Annotated in this window: 16 protein-coding genes; 3 read left to right on the top strand and 13 right to left on the bottom strand. The window is 36.0% G+C overall.

Annotated features, from left to right (window positions below; genetic code table 11):
* Positions 1-143: 143 nt before the first annotated feature.
* The 9 genes from AB3I12_RS11110 to AB3I12_RS11070 all read right to left on the bottom strand — a co-directional run bounded on the left by AB3I12_RS11110 (position 144) and on the right by AB3I12_RS11070 (position 7328).
* The gene (locus tag AB3I12_RS11110) at positions 144-854 is read right to left on the bottom strand and encodes a hypothetical protein (protein ID WP_063627258.1); all 711 of its coding nucleotides are present in this window, start codon (positions 852-854) and stop codon (positions 144-146) included.
* Between the two features lie 435 nt (positions 855-1289).
* Complete coding sequence (locus AB3I12_RS11105; protein WP_010737800.1) at positions 1290-1685, bottom strand: rhodanese-like domain-containing protein; 396 nt, start codon at positions 1683-1685, stop codon at positions 1290-1292.
* 14 nt (positions 1686-1699) lie between these two features.
* Positions 1700-2665 carry an ROK family glucokinase gene (locus AB3I12_RS11100; protein ID WP_010718843.1) on the bottom strand — a complete coding sequence of 322 codons (966 nt, stop codon included), beginning with the start codon at positions 2663-2665 and terminating at the stop codon, positions 1700-1702.
* The gene (locus tag AB3I12_RS11095; RefSeq protein ID WP_010718842.1) at positions 2665-2877 is read right to left on the bottom strand and encodes a YqgQ family protein; all 213 of its coding nucleotides are present in this window, start codon (positions 2875-2877) and stop codon (positions 2665-2667) included. The genes AB3I12_RS11100 and AB3I12_RS11095 overlap by 1 nt, the downstream gene beginning before the upstream one ends.
* A 20-nt stretch (positions 2878-2897) precedes the next feature.
* A complete protein-coding gene (locus AB3I12_RS11090) occupies positions 2898-3596 on the bottom strand; it encodes a rhomboid family intramembrane serine protease (protein ID WP_063627259.1) in 699 nt (232 codons plus the stop codon).
* A gap of 13 nt (positions 3597-3609) precedes the next feature.
* Positions 3610-4155, bottom strand: a complete 546-nt coding sequence (locus AB3I12_RS11085; RefSeq protein ID WP_010737802.1) for a 5-formyltetrahydrofolate cyclo-ligase — start codon at positions 4153-4155, stop codon at positions 3610-3612.
* Positions 4156-4516: 361 nt separating this feature from the next.
* On the bottom strand, positions 4517-5512 hold the full coding sequence (locus tag AB3I12_RS11080) for an iron ABC transporter permease (RefSeq protein WP_010718839.1): 996 nt from the start codon (positions 5510-5512) through the stop codon (positions 4517-4519).
* Positions 5509-6498: an iron ABC transporter permease gene (locus AB3I12_RS11075; protein ID WP_014834567.1), complete on the bottom strand. Its 990-nt coding sequence runs from the start codon at positions 6496-6498 to the stop codon at positions 5509-5511. Before AB3I12_RS11075 ends, AB3I12_RS11080 begins: the two co-directional genes overlap by 4 nt.
* Positions 6495-7328, bottom strand: coding sequence for an ABC transporter ATP-binding protein (locus AB3I12_RS11070; protein ID WP_172595703.1), 834 nt, complete (start codon positions 7326-7328; stop codon positions 6495-6497). The genes AB3I12_RS11075 and AB3I12_RS11070 overlap by 4 nt, the downstream gene beginning before the upstream one ends.
* 142 nt (positions 7329-7470) lie before the next feature.
* On the opposite strand from AB3I12_RS11070, the gene AB3I12_RS11065 reads away from it, so the two are divergent.
* Complete coding sequence (locus AB3I12_RS11065; protein ID WP_010718836.1) at positions 7471-8427, top strand: ABC transporter substrate-binding protein; 957 nt, start codon at positions 7471-7473, stop codon at positions 8425-8427.
* 78 nt (positions 8428-8505) lie between these two features.
* Here the strand turns inward: AB3I12_RS11065 and AB3I12_RS11060 are convergent, their stop codons facing one another.
* Positions 8506-9009: a dihydrofolate reductase gene (locus AB3I12_RS11060; RefSeq protein ID WP_063627260.1), complete on the bottom strand. Its 504-nt coding sequence runs from the start codon at positions 9007-9009 to the stop codon at positions 8506-8508.
* A gap of 168 nt (positions 9010-9177) precedes the next feature.
* Complete coding sequence (gene rpmG, locus AB3I12_RS11055; RefSeq protein ID WP_002320810.1) at positions 9178-9342, bottom strand: 50S ribosomal protein L33; 165 nt, start codon at positions 9340-9342, stop codon at positions 9178-9180.
* Between the two features lie 206 nt (positions 9343-9548).
* On the opposite strand from rpmG, the gene AB3I12_RS11050 reads away from it, so the two are divergent.
* Positions 9549-9995, top strand: coding sequence for a DUF2188 domain-containing protein (locus AB3I12_RS11050; protein WP_053766725.1), 447 nt, complete (start codon positions 9549-9551; stop codon positions 9993-9995).
* A 108-nt stretch (positions 9996-10103) separates the two neighbouring features.
* On the opposite strand, the gene asnB is transcribed toward AB3I12_RS11050, so the two are convergent.
* Positions 10104-11999 (bottom strand): asparagine synthase (glutamine-hydrolyzing), encoded by a 1896-nt coding sequence (gene asnB, locus AB3I12_RS11045; protein ID WP_063627261.1) that lies wholly within the window; start codon positions 11997-11999, stop codon positions 10104-10106.
* A 589-nt stretch (positions 12000-12588) separates the two neighbouring features.
* On the opposite strand from asnB, the gene AB3I12_RS11040 reads away from it, so the two are divergent.
* Positions 12589-13536 (top strand): glycosyltransferase family 2 protein, encoded by a 948-nt coding sequence (locus tag AB3I12_RS11040; protein WP_010718832.1) that lies wholly within the window; start codon positions 12589-12591, stop codon positions 13534-13536.
* A gap of 78 nt (positions 13537-13614) precedes the next feature.
* Here the strand turns inward: AB3I12_RS11040 and AB3I12_RS11035 are convergent, their stop codons facing one another.
* Positions 13615-14979 (bottom strand): DUF6056 family protein, encoded by a 1365-nt coding sequence (locus tag AB3I12_RS11035; protein WP_063627262.1) that lies wholly within the window; start codon positions 14977-14979, stop codon positions 13615-13617.
* Positions 14980-15195: the final 216 nt, after the last annotated feature.

Below are 15195 nucleotides of genomic sequence, written 5' to 3'. Positions count from 1 at the left end.
ACTTCTTTCATTGCTTATACATTGATCATAGCATAAATGATTAGATTCTCCTTTGATTATGTCATAGCAAAAAATTGTGACTTGATTTCTGTTAGTACTCCCTAAATGCTAAGTTTCAATTTTGCACGATCTATGGATACTTGCTAGTGATTCCTATCTCCCTTTTCTAGAGGGGCAATGTGTTGGTATTGATTATTATTATGACAAGCATCATTAGTTTTGCTCGATTGTCGTCTCAATATTTTTTTTAAAGGTACCCCACCCTTATCCATTTCAATTCCTTGACGATTTGTTATATTCTCTTGTTTATCTGTGTTACTCTTTCTGAAAATGTTTAACGATTGACCCCACTTCTTAATCCTTTTCCTGAACGTTAGCTTTTCAGTTGTCAACTTACTTGTTTTTTGTTCTTGAATGCTTTCTGGTTTTGAACTATCTTTTTGTTCGACCGATTGATCTTCTGTTATTATTTGTGGAGAATCTAATGCGCTCTCTATATTTTCTATAACCACAGAATTGGTTATAGAAACTCTACTTTGGCTTGGACCATCATGGCTGATTAAGCGTTTTATGTTATAGTCCTTTACGACCTGCTGATATAATTGGGCAGAAAGATCTAGTGAGTATAATACTCTCCCAAGTTCAGATTGCTCTACCTTCTTATTTATAATCTTAGACACAACCGATTCAACGATCTCCTCATATGTCTTTCCTTTTAATTTACCAGCTAGTGAAACCTCAATCGTTCCAACAAGTTTATCAAGTTCCTTTTTTCTTTTTTCTGTTATTTCTACTTTTTTTACTATTTCTGCAGGTTGTTGCTCAGCGAAAGTTTCATTAGATATTTCTGGCATTGTCTTTTCTCCCCCATTGTTTGATTTATCATTGAATCATCATACATGACGTACGCAATGGAGATAGAACTTTTATTTCTGGAAAGAATAAAATTTAGTATTTTATCTTGTGCGATCTAATGAATTCTTTTTATTCCCGTTGCCTAATCGAATAATCAGTCATGCAATTTTCTAAAAAGTATCTGTTACTTTATATACAAAAACTTCTGATAAATTGGCTCTATCATTTGTGGAACTGGTGAATGTATCAATCCCAAAAAGTAAGACCAAAATCTAACTTCTGGTGGTTACTACAGAATCAAAGTTGATCCTTCAGCCCCATTTTCCTTCCAAATGAAATAACAAAAAATCTGAGACAGAATGAGGTTCATTCTGACCCAGATTTGACTTTACACGACTCATCAGGATTGACCGATAATTTGACGTCATGACGTTCTATACTTTTTTACTTTTAATCTTGCCAGACCAGCCATCATATCCACCTTTTAAGATATAAATATCTTGGTAGCCAGCTTTTCTTAACTTATTCGCTGTACGAATACTTAAGCTTTTCTTTTGGTCGTAGATATACACCGGTTGATCTTTTCGGATAGATCCTAATGAATCTTTTAAAACAGTATAAGGGATATTTCTTGCCCCTAAAATATGTCCTGCATCAAACACGTCTTTTTCACGAACATCAATGACTTGTGCCTTACGCATCCCATCACGAAATTCTTCTTCTTCCAGTGTTTTTGCAGAACGTTTTGCCATTACTCGTAGATAAACTTCCCAAAACACAATAGCAAGAATAATCAATAGCAAAATGATGTTAATTACCCATAAAACCATGTCATTCCTCCACGTTATTCCGCAAATTTCAAGGCTAATGAAGCAGCACCGATCACGCCAGCTTCATTTCCTAATTCTGCTAATTTGATTTTTGTTGATTGTTGTACTTGAGGGAACGTAAATTGGTTGAAATATTTTTCAACACGACTACGTAAAAATTCCCCGGCAGCAGATACTCCGCCGCCTAAAACAATACTTGATGGGTTCATAGTGTTCCCTAGATTACCGCAAGCTAATCCTAAGTAGAAACAAACACGATCAACGACCATCAGACCAAATGGATCGTCTGCTTGTGCCATTTCAAAAATATCTTTACTTGTTACTTCTTCTCCATTGTCAAGCATTGCTTTTAATTTTGAATCTCCGGCATACTCTTCTGCTAAGAAACGTGCTAAGCGAACTACACCTGTTGCACTTGAAACTGTTTCTAAGCACCCTCTTTTACCGCATGTACATTCAAAACCTTCTGGGTCCACTGTAATGTGTCCAATCTCGCCACCTGCACCAGCAACGCCGTGGATCAAGTTCCCAGCAGCAACGATTCCGCCACCGACACCCGTTCCTAAGGTAACAAAAATAACGTCAGGATCATTTTCCCCTGCACCTTTCCAGCGCTCACCTAAAGCAGCAACGTTCGCATCGTTATCAATAGCAAATTTGATTCCAGTTCCTTCTTCAATTTGTTTTTTTACGTATTGAAGTTCAGTCCAATTTAAATTGTAGGCTCCGATCACTGTACCTGCTTCACTATCGACACTTCCTGGTGTTCCCATACCGATTCCGATGAAATTTTCAGCATTCATGTTATATAATTTGATACGATGATTTACTGACTCGATAATTTCCGGAATAATATGTTTACCGTCATCCAATATATTGGTATCGATGCTCCATTTTTGTTGAATCTCTCCTTCTGGTGTTAGAATTGCAAATTTTGCTGTTGTTCCACCTAAATCAATCCCAATAATTTTTTTGTCCATTACAAGTTTCCTTTCTTTCGGCTTTCTTCCACTCGGTGCTCTCGTTTTAGTATGCGCCACGCTGTCATGTATGTATCATGATCGATCAAACGACTGTCATGAAGATTCTTCAATTCAATCGTCATTAATTCAATATCATAGATACGTGACCCAACATAGACAAAGATGCCAAATCGTTTGAGCAGTTGTTGCACGTCATATAAGCTCTCCATCTCAAAGCACTTCCTTCACATTATACAAGTAATCCGTAGTTTTTTAAACCCAATAAAACACATATTATCAAAAGAAATCCAAAAACAAGCGTAGATAGGATTTTTTGATGAATCGAGTAATTGGTCACTTTCTGTGGTAGGCCGATGATATTTCCTATAAGCAAGCCACCAACAATCCCACCGAGATGCCCCCAGATATCGACTGAGGTATCCGTCAAACCAAATACAAAACTGATAACAATAAACAACATGTAATGACGAATCAATTGGCGAACCTGAGAGTTATTTTTGAAATGAAATCCAAGAATGAATAACGCACCAAACAAACCAAACAAAGAAGTACTTGCTCCACCAGATAGAACGCCAAGATCGTTGAATGCAAAACTCGCTGCATTCCCAAGGATACCACTAAACAAGTAGATCAAGAAAAAACGCCAATGACCGTAGAGTGTTTCAATTTGGTCTCCCATAAAATACAAAATCAAAGAATTCATGACAAAATGCACCAGTCCAAAGTGAATGAAAATCGGTGTAATAAACCGCCACCATTCATTTCCAACTACAATAGACGGCCCAAACATGCCTAAATATGCAGGAATATTTAAAAATGGAAAGAACTCCATCATTGCAAACACGATGGTTTGTATCGCTAAAAACAAATAAGTCAAAATTGGTCTTCTTAGCCAAGCGTTTAATTTTAATTTCTGTTGATAATTCATGTAACCCTCCTTATTATTTATCGATAAACAAGTGTTGCACTTTTTTATCAAAACTTTCTGGTACCCATTGATTGTTTATTTGTTCTTGAAAAACCAGACTACATGTCTGGTTCGGATAATTGGCTAGATAGCGATCATAGTAGCCTCCACCAAAACCAATCCGATAACCATTTTGATGATAAACAACCCCTGGAACGATCAGCAAATCGATAGCGTCCGGTGAAAAAGAATGATCAGATAATGGCTCCAGTACGCCAAAAGCGGTGCGTTCAAATCGGGTATCCGGATCAATTTTAAAAAAACACATTTGACGTTCAGGCAATGTCTTAGGAACAAGTATGGTTTTACCCTCTTCCCATGCCTTTTCAATAATTGGGGTCGTAGCCACTTCTATCTCATTTGCCATCGTCAAACCAACCACTTTTGCTTGCTGCCATTCATTACTTTGAAAGAGTTGTTGGTAAATTTTTTGCTCTTTTTGCTGCTTCTGTTCACTTCTAGCAATCTTTTGTAAATTTTCAATGCCAAGTTTTCTAAGTTTTTCTTTAATATGACTCAAACGTATCAACCCACCTCTCGTTAAAATGGTAGCGGAAAATAGTAAAAATAGCAATTTAACTTTTTAAATAAAAAGAGTTTTATAAACAGAATTTAAGACATCACTCTCACTCTTTATTCTAAAAACGAGTAAACGGTGTTCACGCATCAGCTCCTTGAAATAAGCCTCAATTTTTCAAAACATGAGAAGCTGTTTAAAAAAATTCTTTCTTATTGTCATCGGAGCTTTCCGATGCCTTCACGACCTCTGATTCACTCTTTTCATTTGAATAGACAGAATAATCGTAGTCTCAAAATAACGAGAAACTACTTTGGGAAACACTGCTTACTCAACACAATCGTTTCTTCCCCGTATTTATTTTCTAAGCAATCGTTTGTTTGGAAAATAATAAATATAAGAAATATGGAGCTCCTAGGACCGCAATTAAAATCCCAGTAGGAATCTCACCACTTGGTAGAATCACTCGTGTAAGAACATCTGCAATCGTTACAAAAAATGCCCCAAATAATCCACTCAAGATCAAGGACAGTTGATTTTCTCTTCTGACGACAAATTTAGCCAAATGAGGAGCTAACAAACCGACAAAAGATAAGCTGCCAGCTACCGCAACGCTTCCGCAGGCTAAAGCAACAGCGAGTATCAATAGGATTTTTTGACTTTTCTGCACGTCTAATCCTAGACTTTGCGCTCTTTCTTGACCAAAAGATAATAAACCAATTCGTCGACTGTAAATCAGCACGAAAGGAAGCAAAATGACTGCCCAAGGTAACAATGAGAAAACATATGGCCAACTAGCTCCCCAAAGTGAACCTGCTAACCAGGCATTAACAAAACCATAGTTTTCTTTCGACAATTTAATCGTAAATAAAAGCATCAATGCAGACAATCCAGCATTGACTGCAATTCCTGATAGTAAAAGCCGGTTCATCCCTAAAAAACTATTTCTCGTATAAGCAAACAAGTACACAAGTAAAGCTGCAAGCAAGCCGCCTAGAAAAGCCACGATCAATAGTAAAAACGGAAAAGTTTGGTTGGCATAAAAGCCCAAATAAATCATAACGAAAAAACCTGCTCCAGCGTTAATGCCCAATATGCCAGCATCAGCTAGTCTATTTCTGGTAACTCCCTGCAAGATAAAGCCTGAAATACCTAAACACATACCAGCAAGAAGACTGATTAATAGACGAGGGGCACGAAATTCATAAACAATCAACTCTTGGATTGCCGAACCCTTCCCTTGAAACACCTCAGCTAATTGATCAAATGGAATAAATGGTGTGCCAATCATTAAACTTGCAACTATACTAACAACTAATAAAAGAAATAAAACAACTAGTGATTGGTAACTTCTTTTCATCCTTGTTCCCTCCTTACTTGGAGTAGTAAGAACGGTACACCGATCAAAGAAATAATTAAGCCGAATGGCGTTTCAAATGGCGGATTGATCATTCGTGCAACATAATCCGCCAACATCACTAATCCTCCACCTACTAAAAAAGAGGCTGGTAAAACATACCGATAATCGGAACCAATGATTCCTCGGACGATTGGTGGAACCATCAATCCAATAAATGAAACTGGTCCAACTAACGACACCGCCATTGCAGCTAACCCCGCCACTAATACAAATGCAAAAAATCTGATCCGTCCAGGGTTGCCTCCTAATGCCAAGGCATGTGACTCACTTAAGTTGACCAACGAGATGGAGCGACCTAGCAAAAAAGAGCCACTAACTGTCAACAGATAAATCGGAGCCAAAATTTCCAATTGATGCCAAGTGACATTCGCAGCGCCTCCCACGAACCAAAACGCCAAGTCTTGTTGCAAATTGAATAGTTGTGTCAGCGCTTGACTAATAGCTGTAAAAAAAGTACTGATCGCAACACCTGCTAAAATCAATTGAAGTGGATTCATCCCCATTTTTGAAAAACGTAAGAAACCAAAAACAAATAACGTAACTACCAACGAACCAAGTAATGACAGTAAAAAAACAGAAAAAGCAGAAGCTTGTGGCCAAAACGCAAAACAAAGAGCCATTGCAAGTGATGCTCCTGCATTAATTCCTAATAACCCTGAATCAGCTAAAGGATTCCGTGTCACCCCTTGCATCAATGCGCCACTAAGAGCAAAACAGCTTCCGACTAAGAAAGCCCCAAGCACTCGAGGCAACCGAATCGTTCGGATAATCAACTGCGATTGAACTGAGTCGTCAAATTTAAAAATCGCTTGCCACAAATTAGAAAAGTCGACAACCGCCGCTCCATTGGCTAACGCAAAGAAAAATATACTAACTACTCCTAGCAACAATAGGGAAAGAATCATTCGTTTCCTCTTTGTCTTCATTGTTCATCCTCCTTACGATCATTGATTAAATCGTAAGACAAAACAACGGGTTTATTCGTTTCAGGCAATTCGATGATCTGCGCTTCAATTTCATAGATTTCCCTCATCCATGACGTTGTGATTACTTCATCAGGTGTGCCTTGAACCACTATTTGTCCTGCTTTCATCCCAATTAAATAGTCAGAAAAGCGAGAAGCGTGATTGATGTCATGGATCGACATTAAAATGGTTGTCTGTTTGATATGATTGATCTCTTTCAGTAAATGTAAGATTTCCAATTGATGCGCAGGATCTAAAAAAGTGGTTGGCTCATCTAAAATCAAAATATCCGCTTCTTGGGCTAAAGCCATCGCAATCCAAACTCGTTGAGCTTGTCCACCTGATAGACTCGAAAGCTCTCTTTCTTTCAACTTAGTTAGTTGCGTCGCTTCCAACGCCCATTGGATAGCATGTAGATCTTCTTCATTTAATCCACTAAAAAATTTTTGATAAGGATAACGACCATAAGAGACCACCTCTTCGACAGTCATGCCTAAAGGGTGTTCACTACTTTGGGCTAACAGTGCAATTTTTTGCGCTAACATCTTAGGACTATATGTAGAAATTTCAGATCCATCTACGATAATCTTTCCTTCTTTGACAGGTAACAGTCGAGTAAAACTTTTTAATAAAGTTGATTTACCACTGCCATTAGGACCAATCAAACTTGTCACTTTTCCTTCTGGTATCTTGATAGACATTTTTTCAATCACTTGTTTATTTAAGTAACCCGTTGTAATATCAACAGCTTCAATCGTCGTCAAATTTTTCATCCTTTCCCTGAAAATCATTCTCAATTATGAAGCTCCTTCACAAATTCGTCAAGTTTTACTCAAAATGGCTCTTTCCCGAAAATAGTTGACATGACCACTATTGTCAGGAATAATATCAATTGAGAATGATTATCAATGAAAATCCCTTCAGGAGGAAAAAATGAAACTAAAAAAGAATATCTTTACCATTGGGGCCACAGTGTTGCTGCTTAGTTTACTTAGCGCCTGCTCTTCTTCAAATAATTCATCCAATTCAACTGACACAGCAGGTAATGAAACAACTGCAAAAACTCACCTAGTGACTGATGCCTTGGGTCATAAAGTCGAGATCCCTAATCAACCAAAACGAATCATCGGGAGTTACCTCGAAGACTATCTTATCGCTTTAGGTGAAAAACCTGTTGCTCAATGGACAGTTGGTAGTGGATCGATTCAACATTATTTACAAAAAGAATTAAAAGATGTTCCCACGATCTCTTATGATCTTCCGTATGAAAAAGTCTTAAGTTATGAACCCGATCTTTTATTGATCTCTTCTTCGGCTACAGTTGAAGGAGGTAAATACGAGCAATACAGCAAAATTGCGCCAACCTATGTCGTAAAAAATGGGAATGATGTCACTTGGGAAACCCAACTAAAAGATATCGGAAAAGCATTAAATAAAGAACAAGCAGCCGAAAAAATCATTACTGATTACCAAAAAAAGGTGAAAGCCACTAGACAAGAACTCGCAGATAAAATCAACGGCAAAACGGCTGCTGTTTTATGGGTAACGAATAACTCAGCATTTATGGTTAGTGAAACACGTTCAAGTGGAAGAATCATTTACGGTGATCTTAAATTTGGTGTGCCAAATCTAGTTACTGAAATCTCTAAAAGTGCAACTTCAGATTGGTCAGCTGTCTCTGCAGAAAAATTAGCAGAGTTAGATGCAGACTATCTCATCTTAGTCAACAGTGATGAAAAAGCTGCGATGTTTAATGAAGCAACTTGGCAAAATTTAAAAGCGGTCAAAGAAAATCATGTCTTAGAATTTGGTCCTGAATCTAGTTGGCTCTATAATGGTCCAATAGCTAGTCAAAATATGGTCAATGATATCAAAAATAATTTGAAATAAATCACCTGAACAAGAATAGACGTTCACCTTCCTTTCTTTACAAATTGGAGTGAACGTCTTTTTTTATTTAACTATGTGCTAAACCACTTTGCTCATTTTTTGCCATTTCTGAAATCGATGAGGGTATTGATTTTCTTGGTTGACAATTCCTTCATGTTCTTCCACTAATTCAAAACTTGTAAAATCGATTTCTCCAATAAATGTATCCCCCTCAAACTCTGCATCAATTAATGTTCGCCAGATGATTTTTGTTTCTGGTAACAAAGCTTGAAAAATTCGACTTCCTCCTGACACATAGATATCTTCAGGTATATCCTTGGCATATGCCAAAAGTTCATCAATCGAATGAAGGACTTCCGCATTTTTTTCTACTTTAAAATCTTTTTGAATAGTTAACACAATGATATGCCGATAAGGAAGAGACAATTTGCCCATGCCTTCATATGTCTTTCTTCCCATCACTAATATTTTATCCATCGTATGTTCCCGAAAAAAACGCATATCGTTTGGTAACCTCCAAGGAAGCAGGCCATCTTTTCCAATCAAACCATTCTTGTCTTGTGCCCACATTGAAATAAACATGTGTTTCATCCTCTCAAACTGAATTTGAACAAACGATTTCAATCATACAAGAAAAACGACCCTGTTACAAGAAAAAGAGTCGCTTGTCAGGTTTATGGTTTCATTCAACCTTCACTATTAAAAAAAGTCTAGCTTCCTAAAAAGGATTCTAGACTTACGCTGAACTAATTATTTAGTTTCACGGTGTAAAGTAACTTTACGTTCGCGTGGGCAATATTTTTGTTTTTCCAAACGATCAGGGTTGTTACGTTTGTTTTTGCTTGTTAGGTAGTTACGTTCTTTACAAGAAGTACACTCTAAAGTAATGTTTACGCGCATGTTTTTCCCTCCCATTTTTTACTAGAATCCTCTAAGATGACTCTCAGACTTGATTATCTTACCATGATTTCCACTAGATTGCTAGCCTTTTTACAAAATTTGTTAAGTAAAACTACTTGACGAAAGTTATCTAAATAACTACTTGCTAAACAAAATCTTTTCCTTTTCCAACTATTGCGCTTACACTTGAAATATAAATAATTTTTGAGGAGGAAGATTTTATGCCTTGGAATATGAAAGATTATCCGCCTGCAATGAAAAATTTAGAAGAGTTAACACGAAAGAAAGCAATCGATATCGGTAACGCCTTGCTTGCAGAAGGCTATCCTGATGATCGTGCTATTCCGATTGCTATCAAACAAGCCAAAGAATGGTCAGAAGATGCTACTTCTACTGAAAAAAAAGAGTTTTCTCAAGAAAAAAATCCAACAAAGCATGATTCTCACGACACAAATCCAAGAGCTTCTAAATTATTGACAGCCAAAGTGATCGTAAAATTTGAAGAAGATAAGTGGATTGTCCAATCAGAAGGAGCTAAAAAAGCAAGTAATCATTTTGATACGAAAGAAAAAGCGATTGAAAAAGGGAAAGAAATTGCTCAAAACAAAAACACATCATTAATTATCTACAAAAAAGACGGAACGAAAGAAAGAGAAATAAACTATTAATAAAAAACAACTCCTCCACAATAAAGGAGGAGTTGTTCACTGTTAAAAAGGAATAAAATCAATCCGCTCGAAGCGGGATGTTCTTTTGCTTCGCTAGCTGATTACTTTTTAGACTGTTACATAATCGATTGCTTCAGCCTTAGGGATTTCTTCGTCAACGAAGAAAACTTTATACCAAGTTAAAAAGCTGAAAATCGTCCAAATTTTTCGTTGCTCTTCATGACGCCCTTCATGATGGTCATTTAACAACTTCATGATTTTTTCTTGATCAAAGAATTCTTTGGCAAAATCAGCCTCAAATAATTCTTTGACTTGTTGATAGCCATGGTCTTCTTTCAACCAAGCTTTGATTGGTACAGGAAAACCAAGTTTTACACGGTTAGACCATTCTTCTGGCAAATGTTTGTTTGCTGCTTGTCGGAAAATATCTTTGGTATTATTTTGATTTAACAGATACTTACTTGGGATCTGTTCTGCCAATCTCATCACTTCGATGTCAAGTAACGGTACGCGTACTTCAAGTGAGCTAGCCATTGATAATTTATCCGCTTTTAATAAAATATCTTTTGGCATCCATTGATGAAGGTCAACGTATTGCATTTTGTTCACTTCATCTTCGATTTTTTCAGTTTTAGCATAATGGACTGCCATAATCTCCTGAACGGAAGGAGCCTTTTGGTATTCTTGTGTTAAAATATCTGACGCTTCGTTTTCTTCAAACACTCGGGCATGACCAATAAAATATTCTTTCGCAGGAGCTAAAGATTCATATAAATGGATTCTACCGTGGAAGTTTTTCATCTTGCCAATTTTTCGTCCCAAGTTATAACGTGTTCCTTTTGGTAGTTTCTTCAACCCTTGAGCAATGACACGAATAACTTTTGAATTCGTATGGAACCCATAAGTTTGGTATCCCGCAAATAGTTCATCTGCCCCTTCACCTGATTGGACAACTCGAACACTTTGCGAAGCCAAGTTTGCTAAGAAATAAAGTGGGACACATGAAGGATTCGAATCTGGCTCATCTAAATGGTATTGAATCAAAGGAAAAGCTTTAAATGACATATCTCCATCGATGACAGCTGCTGTATTATCTAAGTCCAAAAGTTCTGTTAACTTTCTAGCTTCAATAGCTTCATTATATGTTTTATCATCAAACCCAATTGAAAAAGAATGATCAGGTTTTAATACAGAAGTCACATAGCTTGAATCTACCCCACTAGATAAGAATGAGCCAACTTCTACATCGCTGATCGTATGTGCTTTAATCGATGCTTCAACTGTTTCATCAATCTTATCGATCCATTCTTTCCGTGAATAGTTTTGTTTTTCTTCAAAATTAGCATCCCAATATTGATGAATCGCTAACTTATTATCTTTGTAAGTGAAATAATGACCTTCTGGCAAACGGTGAACCCCTTTAAAAAAGGTTTCTCCATTTAATGGTGAATATTGAAATGTCATATAAGGTTTCAAGGCTTCTTTATTCAATTCTTTATGAAAATCTGGATGTGGTAAAAAGCTTTTGATTTCTGATCCGAACATAAATGTGCCGTTCATTTCCGCATAATAATATGGTTTGATTCCAAAATGATCCCGAGCACCAAATAATTCATTGCGTTTATTGTCCCAGATTGCAAAGGCAAACATACCCCGAACCTTTTGTAATAGATCAGTTCCCCATTCTTCATAACCATGCAACAATACTTCTGTATCCGCATGTGTTTGAAAAACATGTCCAGCTGCAATCAGCTCTTCTCTAAGAGGTTGGTAATTATAGATTTCCCCATTAAAAATGATGACTTTTGTTCGATCTTCATTATAGATAGGTTGTTTTCCACCCTCTAAGTCGATAATACTTAATCTTCTAAATCCTAAAGCAACATGCTGGTCAATATAATCACCCGAACTATTCGGTCCCCGATGAACGATTCGATCCATCATGTCGTTTACGATTGCTTTTTTATTGTCTTTGTCGTTAATAAATCCTACAATTCCACACATTTTATTTTTCACATCCTAGATAATAATTACTATTACTTTGTTTCGTCCATAAGCATCTTATCATAGAGGCTATTAAATCTTGAAATAATAGCTCTCTTACAGTTTCGTCACATGAAATAACAGTGAATATTTTTGAGTTCTACTATAAAAAAAGTAGTCCTATTAATTAATTTAACATGTTTTGACTAAGGAAGCTATTTTGTTTAGCAAAGACTTGAAAAATATTCATTATTATTTAATCATCTCTATCATTTAACCAATCAAAAGATAGTCCTTACTAAATAATCCGCTCTAATTAAGTTACGAGCGATTTCCAATAAGACTTGTTTGATTTTACTCTTAAACCTTCTTGTCGTGAAAGAAATTCCGTTGGAACAATCTCGTTTAAAAACAAGAATATATTTTCCACTTACAAATAAACCTAACTAGATCTGACCTCATCTCGCCTAGTATCTGGTTTATATTTTCTTTTCTATTTCTTCGAACATAGCTGAGAAGACTTTGTTCGTTTACTTATCTCTAAAACTATATTTTTTTTGATTCATTCATGTTATTATTATGAAGGATCTTTATTGGAAAGGGTAATGTTATGAAAGTATCAATTGTGGTTCCATGCTATAACGAAGAAAAAACAGTTCCTCTTTTTTTTAACGAGGTCGAAAAATTTAAGGGAATACATGAATTTGAATATTTGTTTATTGATGATGGTTCAAGAGATAATACATTACAAGCAATCAAAGCATTAGCTAATGACCATGAATATGTACGCTTTATTTCCTTTTCTCGAAATTTTGGGAAAGAAGCTGCTTTATATGCTGGTTTACAAGCTTCTACTGGCGACCTTGTCTCTGTAATGGATGTTGATCTACAAGATCCACCTGATCTATTACCAGAAATGATTGAAACAATTATGCAATCTGATATTGATTGCGTCGGTACTCGTCGTTCGACTCGTGACGGTGAACCACCGATCCGTAGTTTTTTTGCTAAGAAATTTTATCAGCTAATCAATAAAATCAGTGATACTGAAATGGTTGACGGAGCGAGAGATTTCCGTTTAATGACTCGCCAAATGGTTGATGCTATCTTGGAATTAACTGAATACAACCGCTTTTCGAAAGGCTTGTTCAGTTGGGTTGGTTTTAAAACCAAGTATATTTCCTTTGAAAACCGTGAACGAGTAGCTGGTGAAACCTCTTGGTCTTTTTGGAAATTATTTAATTACTCTATTGATGGAATCGTCAACTTTTCAGATGCACCATTAACAATTGCTTCATTCGTGGGAGCATTATCATGTATTGGTTCAGGTCTTGCTATTTTATTTATTATTTTACGTGCCCTGTTGTATGGTGATCCTACAGCTGGTTGGCCTTCCATGGTCTCTATTTTCTTGTTTATCGGAGGTATCCAATTATTGTGTCTTGGAATAATTGGCAAATACATTGGAAAAATCTTTTTAGAAACCAAACAACGTCCAGTGTATATTATCAGAGAGACTGAAAAAATTAATCCAAAAAACTATCAAAGCGAGAAATAAAAAAACTCAAGTTGTAACGATCTCAATAGTTAGTGATCTAACTGTTGGATTTCCTACAACTTGAGTCTTTTTTTATTTTCATCTATTTATGATGGTTAAAACAATGGTCCCAATCCCCAGCATAGTCAAACTAAATTGTACGAGTTCTGCTTTTTGCGGATTCCAGGTTTTCAACAATTCTTTTACCAGCATTAACACTAAAATTCCTACAACAATATATAAAATATAATAAGTTCTCATTCCTGAAGCCCAGATCGTAGGAGAAAATCCCATAATTATTCTTGAACAAGCGCCCATCATCATTAACAACATAAGAAAAGATGCTGTTTTTTTATTTTCAAAACTTAAGTAGATCCCTAGGAGCAAACAAGCCAATAAACCTAAAACAAGTAAAGTCGCTAGCCATGATCCAGGACGAGTAAGTGACAGATTCGTTCCAGTATCGGTAAATAGCTTTGTTAAGTGACTGCTATCCCATATTTGTGCACGATTATTGCCACGAATGTGTATAAAACTTTCACCCATCGTATTCCCTAGATAGATAATCAGATTCAAGAAAAAAGGTATAGCAGATAATAAGCGGCCATAATAATTTTTGCACTTGTTATAAGAAAGTAAAAAAACAAATAAGAACAAAATTAAGAACAATACATTTGTATCTAGAAAAAAAGGCTTTCCAAAAGAAGAAATACCCAAATCCAATTTAGTGATAAACCCAAATTGATCATATTGAGGAAACCACTTGCTAATTTCTTGAGATGTCCTGATGGCATTCCCCGGTGTTGTCAACGAAAATAGTAACTCAATAAAACTTATGAGCAATGGGAGAATCAATAAGCGATGATATGCTCTTTTATATAATAAATAGCCAGTTATAATGGCCGTTAAAGTAAAAAAGCACGCATTCACTTGTTCTTGGTTAGCAGCAAATATCAGGAAAGGCAAACTAAACCAATAAATACTAGGAGTGATAGCTCTTCCTTTTAAGCGTTGGAAGAATGGGAAAAAAGCGAATAAGCAAAATGAAACGGACCATTGATAATTCAAAGTTGTCGACTCCCAGCCTGTTTCCCCCATCACGGTAAGTGGGACTAAGCAGTAGACAGATGTAACTAGCAACACGTTCTTACCATCCAATTTTTCAAAAACATACTTACAAATCATCAGGACCGTGCCCAACATGATGATTGAATTGACAAATTTCCACAGCAGAAAATGTTTAGAAAAAAACATCATAAACAGCTCTATGATAATTCTCGAACTCCAAGTTTTATAATGTTCGATCGAAGCTCCTAAATACCCTAGTTGGTCTAATCTATTTGAGTAAACTAAATCGTCTGCTCTAAATGATGGCATATATAGATTGAAAAATAAAAAACCAAGCCAAATAACTAAAAGCAAAAAAAATATTTCTTTATTAATTCTTTTTTTATTCCAGTACATTATTAAACTCCTTTTTATAATTTATCCCAGCAATTATAACACAGAGGCATCTGTTTCCTATATTTTTTTCATCCTTTTATTTTTAAATAATGAACAAACTGGTCACTTTATCAAAAATAAACATAACGATTAACAGGTTTCATTCATTGGTTTTCCAAAGCGTTTGATCAACCATATTTGGCTAAAAAAGTATTCATTACTTGTTAATAAAACTTT

The sequence above is a fragment of the Enterococcus sp. C65 genome (assembly GCF_040887165.1).
In the GTDB taxonomy this organism is placed as follows: Bacteria; Bacillota; Bacilli; order Lactobacillales; family Enterococcaceae; genus Enterococcus_B; species Enterococcus_B hirae.
This window is presented reverse-complemented; position numbering and strand designations above follow the sequence as displayed.

Coding starts and splice junctions, on each gene's coding strand:
- AB3I12_RS11110 (WP_063627258.1), bottom strand. CDS start 854: ATGCCAGAAATATCTAATGAAACTTTCGCTGAGCAACAACCTGCAGAA.
- AB3I12_RS11105 (WP_010737800.1), bottom strand. CDS start 1,685: ATGGTTTTATGGGTAATTAACATCATTTTGCTATTGATTATTCTTGCT.
- AB3I12_RS11100 (WP_010718843.1), bottom strand. CDS start 2,665: ATGGACAAAAAAATTATTGGGATTGATTTAGGTGGAACAACAGCAAAA.
- AB3I12_RS11095 (WP_010718842.1), bottom strand. CDS start 2,877: ATGGAGAGCTTATATGACGTGCAACAACTGCTCAAACGATTTGGCATC.
- AB3I12_RS11090 (WP_063627259.1), bottom strand. CDS start 3,596: ATGAATTATCAACAGAAATTAAAATTAAACGCTTGGCTAAGAAGACCA.
- AB3I12_RS11080 (WP_010718839.1), bottom strand. CDS start 5,512: ATGAAAAGAAGTTACCAATCACTAGTTGTTTTATTTCTTTTATTAGTT.
- AB3I12_RS11075 (WP_014834567.1), bottom strand. CDS start 6,498: ATGAAGACAAAGAGGAAACGAATGATTCTTTCCCTATTGTTGCTAGGA.
- AB3I12_RS11070 (WP_172595703.1), bottom strand. CDS start 7,328: ATGATTTTCAGGGAAAGGATGAAAAATTTGACGACGATTGAAGCTGTT.
- AB3I12_RS11065 (WP_010718836.1), top strand. CDS start 7,471: ATGAAACTAAAAAAGAATATCTTTACCATTGGGGCCACAGTGTTGCTG.
- AB3I12_RS11060 (WP_063627260.1), bottom strand. CDS start 9,009: ATGTTTATTTCAATGTGGGCACAAGACAAGAATGGTTTGATTGGAAAA.
- rpmG (WP_002320810.1), bottom strand. CDS start 9,342: ATGGGAGGGAAAAACATGCGCGTAAACATTACTTTAGAGTGTACTTCT.
- AB3I12_RS11050 (WP_053766725.1), top strand. CDS start 9,549: ATGCCTTGGAATATGAAAGATTATCCGCCTGCAATGAAAAATTTAGAA.
- asnB (WP_063627261.1), bottom strand. CDS start 11,999: ATGTGTGGAATTGTAGGATTTATTAACGACAAAGACAATAAAAAAGCA.
- AB3I12_RS11040 (WP_010718832.1), top strand. CDS start 12,589: ATGAAAGTATCAATTGTGGTTCCATGCTATAACGAAGAAAAAACAGTT.
- AB3I12_RS11035 (WP_063627262.1), bottom strand. CDS start 14,979: ATGTACTGGAATAAAAAAAGAATTAATAAAGAAATATTTTTTTTGCTT.